Source organism: Herminiimonas sp. KBW02, from assembly GCF_003852535.1.
In the GTDB taxonomy this organism is placed as follows: Bacteria; Pseudomonadota; Gammaproteobacteria; order Burkholderiales; family Burkholderiaceae_D; genus Oxalicibacterium.
In genome coordinates, this window is record NZ_QAJP01000004.1 from 37,382 (window position 1) to 51,665 (window position 14,284).

Annotated in this window: 8 protein-coding genes; 3 read left to right on the forward strand and 5 right to left on the reverse strand. The window is 46.3% G+C overall.

What is annotated here, in order from left to right:
• Positions 1-45: 45 nt before the first annotated feature.
• The gene (locus DBR37_RS04640) at positions 46-267 is read left to right on the forward strand and encodes a helix-turn-helix domain-containing protein (protein WP_233588325.1); all 222 of its coding nucleotides are present in this window, start codon (positions 46-48) and stop codon (positions 265-267) included.
• A gap of 1 nt (position 268) precedes the next feature.
• Here the strand turns inward: DBR37_RS04640 and DBR37_RS04645 are convergent, their stop codons facing one another.
• Complete coding sequence (locus tag DBR37_RS04645; RefSeq protein ID WP_124573331.1) at positions 269-1,228, reverse strand: DUF932 domain-containing protein; 960 nt, start codon at positions 1,226-1,228, stop codon at positions 269-271.
• Positions 1,229-2,022: 794 nt separating this feature from the next.
• Between DBR37_RS04645 and DBR37_RS04655 the strand changes: the two genes are divergently transcribed.
• Both DBR37_RS04655 and DBR37_RS04660 read left to right on the forward strand, forming a co-directional pair.
• Entirely contained in the window at positions 2,023-3,198 is a 1,176-nt protein-coding gene (locus DBR37_RS04655) for a DUF4236 domain-containing protein (protein WP_124573333.1), read from the forward strand.
• Positions 3,199-3,421: 223 nt separating this feature from the next.
• Positions 3,422-3,826 carry a hypothetical protein gene (locus DBR37_RS04660; RefSeq protein WP_148089225.1) on the forward strand — a complete coding sequence of 135 codons (405 nt, stop codon included), beginning with the start codon at positions 3,422-3,424 and terminating at the stop codon, positions 3,824-3,826.
• A 146-nt stretch (positions 3,827-3,972) separates the two neighbouring features.
• On the opposite strand, the gene DBR37_RS04665 is transcribed toward DBR37_RS04660, so the two are convergent.
• Genes DBR37_RS04665 through DBR37_RS04680 form a run of 4 tightly spaced genes read right to left on the reverse strand, consistent with a single transcriptional unit; the run spans position 3,973 to position 14,132 of the window.
• Positions 3,973-5,328: a hypothetical protein gene (locus DBR37_RS04665; RefSeq protein ID WP_124573335.1), complete on the reverse strand. Its 1,356-nt coding sequence runs from the start codon at positions 5,326-5,328 to the stop codon at positions 3,973-3,975.
• A complete protein-coding gene (locus tag DBR37_RS04670) occupies positions 5,325-11,612 on the reverse strand; it encodes an AAA domain-containing protein (RefSeq protein WP_124573336.1) in 6,288 nt (2,095 codons plus the stop codon). The genes DBR37_RS04665 and DBR37_RS04670 overlap by 4 nt, the downstream gene beginning before the upstream one ends.
• A gap of 30 nt (positions 11,613-11,642) precedes the next feature.
• On the reverse strand, positions 11,643-12,284 hold the full coding sequence (locus DBR37_RS04675; protein ID WP_124573337.1) for a 4Fe-4S single cluster domain-containing protein: 642 nt from the start codon (positions 12,282-12,284) through the stop codon (positions 11,643-11,645).
• Positions 12,285-12,287: 3 nt separating this feature from the next.
• Positions 12,288-14,132 (reverse strand): AAA family ATPase, encoded by a 1,845-nt coding sequence (locus DBR37_RS04680; protein ID WP_124573338.1) that lies wholly within the window; start codon positions 14,130-14,132, stop codon positions 12,288-12,290.
• Between the last annotated feature and the right edge of the window lie 152 nt (positions 14,133-14,284).

A 14,284-nucleotide genomic window follows, 5' to 3' on the forward strand; every position in this document is an offset into this window, starting at 1 on the left:
ATGCCAAATCCCATCCATGATCCCCGATACACAGTGTTTCGAAGAATGCTGCAAGAGACCCGTATTGCTAAGGGACTATTGCAGACGGATGTGGCCGATAGGTTGGGGAAAAATCAGTCTTTCGTTTCGAAGTATGAGCGCGGTGAGAGGCGCCTAGATTTCCCCGAATTTCTCGACGTTGCACAGGTTCTAGATATAAAGGTTTCGGACTTCATTAAAAGGTACGAAGCGGAAATTGAAAATCTCTCAACCTCTTTTAAGAAGTAGTTCATTCCAATAGTGCAGTCGTTTGCCACAAAGCCTTAGCTTTCAATGCAGCTCCCTGGCCAAACCAGGCTGAATCAAGTCTATGGTCGATACTCTTGGCTCGCCGTTCGTGATCAACAAATTCAGTAACAGCCTGCAAAAGTCCGAACGCAGTTCCTTTTGCCGAGGGTAATTCTGCCCCGCGTCCTTTTCCTTCATAGATTCGCTTTATTTGACGCATGGTTCGCCCCATGTTTTGTAACTCATTGTTTTCAAAGGGTAAAGAGAAAAGAGTGTGTAAGAAGGCATTTACTTCTTGATCTTTGATCTTGCGTTCCGCCAGCTTGTTCATGCGATATCGAAAGTTGTCCCAGGCAGAAAACGAAATACCCAATTCCTTCTTGACCAACTCAGGTTCGAAGGTCGTGCTATGGGGAACCTTTACAACATCTTTCCCACCCGATAAGGCAATCGCCAAAGTATTATTGCAAACCACTCGCACGCTGGTGAACTGCGCCGTTGTCGCAAGACTGCCGTCACAGGCGGTTGCCAGCAACAGGTACCCGTTTATACGATCCTTGGCTTTGATTGAGAAAGATTGTCCGGTCTTGGCCAGTGCCCAGAGTTTGCGGCCACCTTTCATGACGCCGGCCGTTTCCAATTCAAAACCAGAGCGTTCAGTCAGATCACGATAGAACTCCAAGATTTCGTCTGGCTGCACGACCTGGTATCGATTCGAGACGACAGACAGGGCAGCGTTGGTATCTGAGCGATACAGTACCTTTTGGTGGCTAAACATTTGGATCTTTTCCGGTGCACCTAATAAGCCGGTATTGAAGCGAACAGGTGTTTCCATAATCTTGAAATCAAGTCCGGACTGACGGGCCCAGGTATTAAGGGGCTGATTAGGAGTGAGCGCTTTGCCCAAGCCGTGCCATGGGGTTTCTCCGGTAAAAGCCATCGTTTCAATTTCGTGTGACATTGTGTTCCCAGCATAAAAAACCCATGGCATCACAATCGACAGTCGTCGACGAGATGACATGGGAGGGTTTAAAAGAAAGAAGAAAAGGAATTGGTTAAGTCGCGTAGAGATAGCGCTTAAGTTGGGGCAGCGGAGCTAATGAACGTTGAATGTATGTCCGCAGTGATGACATTTATTGTTAAGCATTACGGTACTGTCAACGATTCGGCCTAGCGCGATGCCTGTGGCACAACCTGCCGCGCCGCTAGCAAATGCATCAAGTACAGCGCCAGCGATGGCACCTATCGTTGCACCAATCGGCCCGCCGACCATTCCGATCGAAGAGCCAATGCGGGCTCCTCTTGCATAACTAGCGATGCTGACACTCATACCTGCGACTGCTCCAATGACGCAGCCGGCTTTAGTAGCGTAATTTCTGCTCTCGATCTGATGCGAGCGGCACTGAGGACAGGCTTCTGATGAGGAATAGGGTGGGAAAGCCTCAATAGGCTCATCGGGGTCGTGTGGATAGACATAAGGATTTTCCATGGTTTCTTTCATTGTGTTGATGAATGAACGCACTACAGCGAAATACCGGCTGAAGCTCATGGAAGTGATATGTGTTCGAAGTAGATTTCATTTAAACATTCGCATCCCATGAATATGGGATGGATCGTTCCTTATTGTTCGGTATGCTACTTTGTTCCTTGTGGCAACAATTGTGGCAACGATGTAATTGTCACTTAAGTAATCTCGCTGTCTATACCGAGGCAAAGTCGATATGCATGTACTCCTAACTAGGTTCCCTACCGCTTATGCCAATTAGATTTAGAAAGTCAATTAAGCTTGCTCCTGGTATTCGCATGAATTTCAGTAGCAAGGGGGCTAGTTGGACAATCGGTCCTCGTGGCGCTTCTTTAGGTATTGGACAACGCGGCACCTACTTAAACACAGGTATAGCGGGATTTTCATCGCGCCAAAAGCTAGCAGGAAGCAGGGGTAACCATAACCATGGTTCTAACACCAAGGTATCGATTGCTATCACTGTCGAAGTAAACGACTTAGGAGAAATTCTCTTCAAAGATGAGAATGGGATTCTGCTGACTGAGGATGTAATAAAAGTTGCGAAAAAACAGAACGGTGATGTAATCCGCGAGCTTATCCAAAGAAAATGTGATCAGATTAACAGTCAAGTTGAGGCTTTAAGCGAGATCCATCTGTATACCCCAGAATCGACACGGATCCCATCTTATGAGCCACTGCAGTACGGAGAGAGTCAGCCAGTCAAACCTCTTCCAATAAAACCCAACTTTTTTAATCGTTGGTTCAAAAAAACGATTGCAAGAATCGAAGCACAGAATGCAAAAACTCAGTTGAAATATGAAGACGATCTTTCTAAGTGGACTAGTGATCGACTTGAATTCGATACAGCGCAACGTAATAAGCAGGATTTAATTGCTAAGGTAATCCAGGGCGATACTCTATCAATGGAAATATTTTTGGAAGAGGTTTTGCAAGATATTGTCTGGCCTAGGGAAACGACTCTTTCTTTTGATATCTTGGAAGAAGGAAAAAAAGTTGTCGTTGATGTTGATCTACCTGAGATTGAAGACATGCCCGATAAGGTAGCAAGTGTTCCACAGCGTGGTTATCGCTTATCGGTCAAAGAGATCAGTGCTACACAAGTTCAGAAAAACTATATGCGTCATGTGCATGCAGTCGGTTTTCGAATTATTGGAGAGATCTTTGCTGCGCTTCCAACGGTTAATCTGGTCTTGTTATCAGGGTACTCCCAAAGGGCAAGTATTCGAACGGGGGAAATAGAAGATGAGTACTTGTATTCTGTAAAAGTACGTAGGGAAGAGTGGGGTCGTATTCAGTTTGCGAATTTGACTCATATTGAAGTTGGGGAATCTCTATCTCAGTTCGAACTTAAACGTAGTATGAGTAAGACGGGAGTATTTAAAGCTATTAAACCTATAGAGGAATGACGTTCTATTCCATATGGTTAAATACCATACTTTAGCTATGTGATAACTAAAATATTTTATTAAAGGGAGGCCGATTATGGCGGCTACTAAACGCTCACTCAATAAGTGCGTGGACTGTAAATACACTTGGTATCCCAAGGGAAAAGATCTATCCGCAAGATGTCCAGAATGTGCGAGTGTGAACGTTAAATACGCAGGGATGGGCTTACTAGGTCAACTAGGAATGGGTGCAGTTATCGTGGTAGGACTTTTAATTTTCTCTGGGAAGGACAAATCTCCGATTCAATCGACAACGAACGATGCGATCGTCGGGGAACACTTACGCTCACCGGATGAGCCTATATCGGGCGTCTCCGTTTCCTCCAATGACGAAACTGAATCAGGAAAAAATAAAGTATTTGATCAGGTCGAATATGGAACAACTAAACACGGTTCGACATTGCCGCCAGTAAGCCGACGCGATACTTCACCGGTATCTCAAACGCAAGTGAGTGGCAACATAGAGAAAACATATTCAGAACATGAGATTAATCAGATGGAAATTGAGAAACAATATCAAGGTGATGACCCTATTGTGCGTCGTAGATTACAACTACCTTCAAGGGATACCGGGAGGTTGATTCCGTAACGATATTTTTCTGGACGCCTATCTGTTATTTTTGTTGTTTTCTTTTCTTGATGGTATTGCATATCTATCAGCTAAGTTGCGATTTTCCGTGACTTTCTTGATGTAGATTTTATCTACGTTACTCCAAGCATAAAGAAGGCATAGACTCAGGTTTTTTTTGCCAGATCAAAATTCTTTATTTCTTGTAGATTGCTTTGCAGTGTTCCGGCCACTACTTTTAAAGGCACAACTCCTACACCCAGAGCACGTTCAATAGCAAGATTGTCACCGCGGTCCGCAAGTAATCCCTGCAACTTTGAAAATTCTCCGCACCAAATAGTCTCAACGTCCTTATCTCGACTGATATCTCTGTCGGCCTCTAACGCCACGGCCCTTACCTGTAAACGGCCATTCTGAGCATTTCCTCCAATTTCGACGCCATAGCCAGGTAGCGCGGCTTTTTTTGCGACAACTCGACCATCTGTAGCCCAAGCAGTTTCCATTCCTTCGCTGATTTCGTAGCCTAGCTGCGCCAGCCCTTGTAGGATAACCTGGCGCCGCGCCTCTGCTTCCTTGCGTTGCCGAGCCTGGGCAATTAATGTTCTGCATTCATCTGTGAGTTCAGTTATCGCCTGTAAAGACATCAATGGCTTACAAGCTTCAATGCGTTCGAGTAGTGTTGTTGTAGTTAGATCATGGGCCTGCAGTTCTGCGACAAGCGCTCTCAATTCAGTCATAGTGGACCGATATGTTCGGGCGCTCTCCAGATCGGCGGCCAAGTCTAAAATTAAGCTATCCAAGATGAGGTTTTGTTTTGAACTGACTTCCATCTTCTCAACTTTGCTCAATCTTTCAATATAGTTTGCTGTTCGATCGCTGCCCAAAAGCATCTCGAGTTCAGCAATCTGTTGATCAATGCGCGCTATTCTTGGGTTCTGGGTAAGGGGAACATGCGTTGCTTTCCAAGTCGTGAAATCTTGTTTCTCTAATCCAACCATGAGAGCTTCTGCTGCTGTACGCTGTGCTTCAGACAAGTCTTTGCTGCTAAAGGGCGTCGTAAGTAATGAAAATCCGCGCGCAAGGATGGTGTCCATATTGGGGGCGGCTTTGCCAGCAGCTAGCGTTCTTAGTTCTTCATATAGTTTTGTCGGAATGGCAATATCTCGAGCCTCAAGCATCTGTATTAACGTTGAGGCACTATCTCGCCCATGGCGATGGCGTTTTCGCTCTTGTACTGCTTTTTCGGAGGCTATTCGATGGCGTCGATCAAGATCAGCGGTTAGAAACGCAATTTCATCAGGAACTTTCTTTTGTAAATCCATGAATGCGTCTTGTTTTAACAGGATATCAAAAGCCTTTCTGCGATGCAGCGTCGTAGCGATTTCTTCATCAGTTAGTTCCTTAATCCTTTTGCCATCGTTGCTCCACATTGCAATGGTCTGGTCTAGGCGACGCAGATGTCCCTCACAGATAGAAATTATTTCTTCGCGAGTAACAATACGTACAACTTTGGGGCCGCTCATGTTAGTTCCTTCTGAAGAGCTGATTCGATAGCTGATTTCAAGCGCTCTTTTTCGGACGAATTTTCGTGATACCAAGCTTGCGATGAGATACGATGGAGACGAGGGATTGCACGGCTCAAGACAGAAGGACGCCAGATATCTCGCGCTCGCGCGCGGTGTAATAACTCGTGGCGCGGTGCATCGCACTCAATACCAATGGCATAAAGACCTGTGTGTGAGTCTGCAATAGCAAAGTCTAGACTGAAGGCGTCGCCTTCCTGTGCGACTACTGGATTGAAACCAATCGAGTGTAAATATGAGAGAACATCCGTAGCAAAGCCATCCAATTTTTTTCCTTGTTCCAAGCGTGCATTTACCCGTTCACTATGCATTCGTTTTAACAAAGAGAGGGCAGATGGAAGATCGCCGTTTGACATGGTGCGAGCATATTCCATATAGCCTTGCAGATAATCTCTAGGAATAGCTGGCTTACGTTGGGTGCTAAGCATGTCCGATATTTCATGGATTGGCATTGAGGTTACCAAAACGACCTTTTGGCGTGCTCGAGTTACTGCTACATTTAGCCGTCGTTCTCCACCTTTCTGTCCTAATACGCCGAAGAAGCGTTTGAATGCACCTTGACCATTGCGACCAAAGGTCGTAGAGAATACGATTACATCACGTTCGTCACCTTGTACATTCTCCACATTCTTTACGAAGACGGCCATATCCTCACCGCCGTCGCTTCTCATAGATTCTTCCTGATAAGCGGTACGGAATGCAGGATTCTCTTCAGCAAATAACTCCAATTTTTCTTCAATTAGCTCGGCTTGCTTTAGGTTGAAAGTCACTACACCCACGGATGGGCGATCCATATATGGCTTTTTCCAGAGATCCGCCAAGTAAGCTACTACACGGTCTGCCTCTTCAGCATTAGTTTGCTTATCGTACAACCCGTTGACTTGGATCATTTCGATAGGTTTGATCTCTTGGATCGTGGCATCAGGATGTCGTGCTGGAACGTTTAGATTGTTCTCGTAAAATGCTGCATTCGAATAGCCTATTAATTCACGATAAACTGACCGGTAGTGAATTTGAAGTGTTGTTATGGGAAGCGCTGTTCTTGCCAACTGTAGGAGATCAGGACAATCCTTAATTTCGCGACGATTCCATGTTTCTTCAAACTGCTCTTTTTCTTCTTCGCTAGCATCGTCATTGGGTTGTTCGCCATCGAAAAGCTCAGCCTCGTCGTTATCAGTGCGACCAGAGAAGAAGGAGCTAGGTGGCATTTGCTTTTCATCGCCACTGACTATTGCAACATTGCCGCGAAAGAGCGTAGGTAACGCATATTCAACAGGCATCTGTGAAGCTTCATCATATACAATTGAATCAAATAGGCCAGTTTTTAGTGGGAGTACACGGCTAGCAACGTCTGGATTCATAAGCCAGATCGGACGTAAAGCCATTAAACCCATACTGGCGCCTGATTCAATGAATTCACGTAGGCGCCGCGACCGCTGCCCTCGCAGTCTGGTGACATCTTCCCATTGTTTTGCCGTTGCAATATTGTTGCGATCAATACCCTCTCGTAGCACATCACGATTGAGCCTCCGCATTTCTTCATCAGCCGTAGCTAACGATTGGACCTTGGCGACTGTTTCCGTCTGTTCTAACAGAAGTTCGGGATTATTCTGTTCCATTCGGCGCTTCCAGCCCAAACGGGCTTCACGATTGACAATGCGGCGGACTTCGCCATCAAGTGATTCTAGCGGGACGTTATTAAAAAGGAATTCATTGTGCCGCATTGTCGCAAAGACTTCGAGCGTATCTTTGCTCAAGTTTTGGGAGCGTGTACGGAATTGCTGATAGGCCGCTAATGTGGGTAGTGCATCGTGAATTCGATTGAGAACGGTACGATCTTCGAGGTTGTGCTGGATAGACTGATGACATTGATCTATCAGGTCTGTGGAGAACCAGTCATGTAGTAGAGCCAGATTTTTCAAGCTTAATTGACGAGCGGCGTATCGTATAAAGGCGCGCTCGAAGCCGTCTAGGAGTTGCTCAACGGGAGCACGGTCTCCTGTCATGACAGCTTCTTCAAATTCGTCGCAGCGGGGAGCAACTGCTAAATGCTGCGCTAATTCTCGGACTTCTTCAAGTTTGCGAAGACGAGTTAGGCATTCATCGGCTAATGTTGGACCGCAGGCGGCCGTGACTTTCTCCATCAGTAATGTCTCCGCTATTGTATTAAGCTTCTGACGAAGGGGACGCCACTGCTGTTCCAGAAGTGCTGCTGCGAGTAGCTTATTGATGGAATCTACTTCAACGGTGGAGCCGGTGCGAATAATGAACTTCAATAATTTTTTTCGGCGAATATACGTAGCAGGATTCAAACGACTAAGGAATGTAGCCGGACGCACGGCCAGTGTGGCTTGTTTTATACGCTCTATTAGCTCAAGGTTAGTTGTTTGAGCTAGTGACGTCGACATGGCATCGTTATACCCAATGCTATTGATGGATATTAATTCATGACGCAGACCTTGGAGCGCTGCGTAATGAAGATGGCCAGGAGTATCCTTCCTGTCGGAAGGACGGAATAGCGGAAGCCATTGTGCAAGCCGCTTACGTTGAGTCTCATCCAAACCAGCCAATCGAGCTGCATTTTGCTTAAGCCAAGTACGATAGGGTTCTGGATCATCAACATCGAATCGCGCAGGGTGCTCATTCAGTACCTGAATACGATGTTGTTCCGCATCTAGAAAGGCTATAAAAACGACTTTAAATTCATCAATAGTTGCCGAGTCGGCGGAAAATGACTTCAATTGCGCTAAAGCACTGCCTTCAAATTTAGCGGGAAGCCAGTAACGTGCCAAGGGAGAACATTGTTCTTCAACAGTGGTAAGGGATGCAGGGTCTAACGATGAAAGTTTGCTTCTCAACTGCGGCATGTTTAAAGGTGGCGTACCGGCTTCCAGTTGGATTAACTCACCTAATAGGGTGCGATAGCTCAAGCCAGTTGCTTGATCTACGTTGTGAAGTGCGCGATGCAATCGATCTAATTCGCCTTCCAGTGCTTCAATTTTGGCTGCGACACGCTCACGTTGTTTTGACCAACCGTTGTCAAACGACGAGCCTTTAAAAATACTATCTAGTTGTTCTCGTATCGTGCGAATTGTAGGTTCACGGTCCTTATTGACATCGTTGACCATGATGATTCGGTCACCTAATCCTTCGGCAACTAGGCGCTTGTATACGACTTCCAGTGCTGCGTGCTTTTGACAGACAATGAGCAAACTTTTTTTGTGGCCAATGGCATCCGCGACCATATTGACGATGGTTTGGCTCTTACCTGTTCCAGGTGGCCCCTCTACCAAAAGACCTGGACCTTGACGTGCCTTTAGTATGGCTGACTCTTGAGACGGATCGCTAGCTACTGTCAGGTAGCGGTCTATTTCTGCCACTGATGGCACTGGCGCCTCATATTGCGCTTTTTCCTTCAAGCGCAACATAGATTCCAATGCGGTGCCAGAGGGTGATAGAACCTTTAGTTGTCTCAGATCTTCGCCTATAGCTTGGCCGCTAAAAGTTACATGAAACAAAACAGCGGAACAAACTAGTTGAGTGGTCCCGGGCGGAATCTCGTAAGTTGGTGGTGGTAGCACCCTAAGTTGGCGCTGTTCGACTGGTGCCAGTAGACCAAATGCGTCCATAACATCGGCGATTTTCAGTGTTGAACGTCCCAACACTTCGTCGGCTGCAGCACGCCAAGTTTTAACCGTCTCGCGGCCAAGCAAACCCTCCAAGGCAGGATTAATTCTGATCTCCTCGCGTTCCGAATCAAAAGCCAATGAAATTTGGGATCGAGTCCCCAGTTCCATGAGCAATTTAATTGGCCATAGTAATACTGGAGCGATTCTTGGACGAACTTTGGCGCGACTGTCCTTTATAGCTAAAAACGGAAAACCCATATACAGGCCATCGATACCAGTATCTCGTTTATAGACTGACGTTTGACGATACAACGCGTGAAGTCGCGATTCCAAACCGAGATGGTCAGCAAAGAGTGCTGGATCTAATTGAACTGATTGAGAATTACGCTGCAGCAGATGGTCTAGCAACATAGGCCCATTATGGCGCGAACTATTCATTTCCATAAGATCGGCCCGACCTACAGATTTACCGATAGTCATTCGTACTAATGGTCCACGCATGACTGAGGAAGATACTTTCTTCTCAAAAAAATCAAGAAGATGAGATACGTATTGCTGTTTCTGTGGCTCAAGCCATTGATCTACTGGAATGGCTAATAGGAGTATGGCTTCATGCAGCGACAAGCGACGCTCAAGGCGGAACTGTTCTGCCAAATCATCAATTAGCCTTTTCCCAGTACGTGCAAAGCCGGCAATTCGATCATCGACTTTCCGAAATAGTTCGGCACGACTTAACGCTAAAGTAGATCGTGCGGTTTCCTTATCAAAACTAAGGATATTTTCTCTGTCTGCTATTTGCTTGGCCTCATTCAATATTGTTTCAACCGAACGAAATTGAGAAATAGCTGCACTCAACAAGACTATTAGATCCTCTTCACTGATCGTCCTTTTCTCTGATAAAGACAATAGCCCAGGATGATTAGAGTCGGGCAAAAGTTGTCGAGTTTGTTCCCACATGGCCGCTAGTCGTGCACGCGATGTAGAAAGAAGAAAAATACGGACATTTTCTTCGCTCAGTTCAATACTTAAACTGGCAGCGCGCTGTCGAACAAGCGCAGCACGCGAGCTCAATCCAGAAATCCATTGTTCAGTTCCCAGTCGTTCCAAAAAAGAAGGTACAGGGCCAGTAATGAGATCGTAGGCTTCTAGTGCATTCTGCAGCAGCCATCCGGGATTAACGATTTCTCCGCGCAAAATTAACGGAAGTTCCGGATTGAGAAGCTTTAAGGCAATCATTAAGCGACAGTCGTCATCAATTTCAATCTGCTGCATCAGCTGTCGTAGGCCCGTTATTGCCTTGCTAGATAAGCCGGCTTGTTCTGCCCAAGTAATCAGTACACCGCGACTAAGGAGATCTTTTGCCTCGTTCCAGTGCTCTTTCTCTGCTGCCTTTAAGGCAAAAATGGGCGGCTTACGGAATCGTTGGGAGCCAAGAGAAATGCTGTTGCCTTCTTCACTATCGACATCTACTTCTCTTATTGTGGGGGCTTGTATATCCTTACCATCTAGCCACGCTTGTACTTGCGGCCATTGCCAACGTTCATGACGGTCACGTGCTAGTAGACCGCGCAACAGCAAATGAATTTGCGGATCTAAATCGGATGGGAGTGGCACACCATTGGTGACAACGTGAATCAGAAAGGCGTGAAGATTGGTCTCCTTAAAGCACGCACCATTGGTGAGCTTCTCGAGCAAAATCATACCTAAGCTCCACCAATCTGAGGCCGCGGCGACACCTCCGGCAACTGTTTCCGGAGCCATGTAACGGGTCGTTTCGAGTGGTGCGACAATATCCAGATCGAATTCAGCTAAACGTGCTGACCCGAATCCGCCAATAACAAGGTCTAATGGAGTGCGGTTCCGAACAAATAGTGTCTCAGGACGGAGATCTCGATGACGCAGTCCTGCTTCCGAGAAGGAGTTTAAGATTTTTCCGAGCTCGGAAACGACATTTCGGATAGTACTTAGGTTACTGAACTCGATGTCTATGTTGGCAAAAGAACCTTGGCTTAATTCTTCAGTCACTTCATAGGCTCGCCCATCCCATCGCCCTGTAGTAATTATCTCGGGAACATGTTCTTTGGGGAGATAGGCAACGACTTCATATACCGCCGGATCAGGTTCTGCGCCGGGGCGATATAACGTCAGAACGGCACTTCTATTTGTATCAATATGCTGGCAAACATAGCGTTCGCGTACGCTATCTGCATTGGAAATGCGTTTCAGTAATCGCCAGCCATCGATTTGCGTTTCTTCTGCAGTTGCTTGTTCTTCAGAGTCTTCTCCCGGCGCTGTCGCATCTTGTTCTAGCTCAGGTGGAATAACAGAACTTGGATCTGCACCGCAATCCAAGCACATTAAGTCACCCTGATTCATCAGATGGCCGTTTGCGCAACGTAAGATGGACGATGCGGATAAAATCCTTTGTCGCTGTTCTTTGTCTTCTTCCGTTACTAGTTCTTGTGGACGATATCCATTCTCCCTAATTGCGATTGCAGATAGCTCCCAGTTACAAGGTGCATTATCAACAATACCTTCGCAGAACCATTCCTGGACGGATCGTTCGGTTTTGCAATTTGGACAAAAACGCATCATGTCTACTAATCCTCTATTTTTTCTGTATTACTAATCGCTCGTCTTATCGGCACTAATCAGTATCTGGTGTCCCTGATCTGTTAAGAGCTCTTTTAGGCGATGGAAATCACCTCGTTGAGGTATGCCGGCAAACCAAATGCTGCCGTCCTGATCGAACATGACATCTAACGATTTGTCGCTGTCAGCTAGCGGTCGTTCATACTGACTAAATCGGTCACGTCCCAACATTGTTAGAAGATGCAAGCTTTGATTATCACTACCTCTAAGTGGTAGTGAGTTTGCGGTATGGAGTTCAAACGGATCAGATATCAAGGCATCGATTAGGCCTGCTGCTTTTTCTAATATCGGTGCGATGTGTTCAAAGGTATGGCCACTGTAGACGAGAATGTCTATTGCGGTACGGCGACGTAGACTTTGCAGTAATTTGAGCAGTGCCTCGGCCTGATCAAACGGTTCGCCGCCGGAAATAGTGATGCCGTTCGCAGAGGAAATCCAAGGAGCTATATGTTCAAGAACAGTTTCAACGGTTGTTTCGCCGGTATTTGTGGCCCAAGTATCGGCTGAGATACAACCGGGACAATGGATGCTACACCCTTGAAGCCAAATGCCAATGCGCTGACCTGGTCCTAACGTGGTGACCGGGAAGTGAAGGCGAGAAATTCGTATGTTCATGAACTACAGCTTGTGCAACTGTAGTGCGTCGGAGTCGTATCCACTCAAAGTAAATCGATCCTCTGCTTGCGCATTTTGGTCAAACAATCCTCGCGCTAGTGGATTGATGAGATGTGCCTCAATTTGATTGCGAATACCACGGCCGCCGTTTGATAAATCACTCAAGCATCGCTTTTTTAGTATTGACATAAAAGTCTCTTGGATCTCAATCGAAATGCCTTGTGCTGAGATATCGTCCAAAATAGCTCGGACCATTTGGTCAAAAATTTGTTCGGCAACATCTTGGCGAATGAAGTCAAAGACAATGATATTTTCGCCGATTCGGTTAAGGATTTCGGGCCGATTTAGTATTAGCTTGAAGTGATCCTGGATTTCACTTAATACCTTTTCCTGTACATGTTCAAAAGGTTCGCCAGGTAGTACGTTCGGTACTCGTTTCCCCAGATCTCCTTGGCGATAGATGCCTAGATTTGAAGTGAAAATGATTAATGCTTCGGAAAAGTAGACGCGATCTCCTCTCCCGGAGGTTAATACGCCATCGTCTAGAATTTGTAGAAATTTGTCTAAGATACGCGGATGGGCTTTCTCGATTTCGTCGAACAGAACTACGCTAAATGGCTTTTCGCGGATGGCATTAGTGAGTTCTCCACCAACGTCGTAACCTACATATCCGGGCGGTGCACCAATTAGACGTTGATCTGCGTGTTCTGCGCTGAATTCCGACATGTCGAAACGAATGTAAGCACTTTCGTCACCGAATAATAGGCTGGTAATGGTCTTGGCTAGCTCGGTTTTCCCGACTCCAGTGGGACCTGCGAGAAACGCTACTCCGCGTGGGCGCCCTCCCTTACGCTGCGATCCTAATCCAGTCATCGCACGTTTAACAAGATCCAGCATATGGGTAACTGCATGTGCTTGGCCTTTGACACGTTTGCGAATTTCTACTTCTGCATTCTGAATCTTATTACGTTCAATCTGAAGCCAGGGGTCTTCAGTAACGCCAACTTTATAACGACGAACTGCATCAGCAATCTTCTCAATGCCTACGTTTTCTACTCGGGCTAGCGTCGCAATAGCATTCATATCTGAAAGGAAGAGACCTTCCGTACCATCGACGAAAGCACGCTCGGCCTCAGCATAAGCTTCAGTAGAGGCGTTTTGGAAGCCAGGGACTCCGCGAAGGAGCGCGTTGGATAGCGCACGGCGTGCAAGATTATCGGGTTTTGAGATGGGGATATGGCGAATCCGCGGGTTGTCGATTAGAAGCCAATCTGGAACATCTCCTTCCTTGTCGACGATCCAAATAACCGTATTAAAGAATGGACGTCGTTGTTCTCCGTGAGGGCGAGGTTGAGCTGCGTGACCTAGTACTATTGCGCGTGTAAAAAGGTTATGTTCCGCCGCATTAAGTGATTCAGTGCGGACCGTCAAGCGAGAAGCAAAATCGATGATTAAAGCCATCGGTGCCTCAGCAAATGAGACTATACGTTCTAAGGTAGTGCTGAGTATATCTATTCCACCTGGGGCAACACCATTGCTAGGTGTTAAACCTAGGCTATTCAAAATAGTATCGCGCGATTCTTGGCTGTCAGTACGGGCATTGACAGAGAAGCCTATTAATGGATTCCAAACCACCAGTTGTGTATACCCAATCTCTCTTAAACCATCGCATAAAGTGTCGGTTAAAGGTTGTGCTGTCACAATTCCTGGGGCCACTTCACATGCTTGTAAGTCGCGAACGTTTCCGGATAGTACAAACTGACTTTTTAAGGGGGCAAAGCGAATTAGGTCGCGTAGCCAGCGTGCCTTGACGAATTCCGGCTGTTGTTTGCTTTGATTGTTGTTCATGGCCTTATTTATCAGGTACAGCTAGACAATTGAAACTTCACATGATGAGTTACTTTGAGAATCAATTTTCACTGATCGATAGGCAGTAACATCGGACGCCATTGTTTCCCTCTACTAGCAGTGATAATTGACAATTTGATAGTAATTCTACT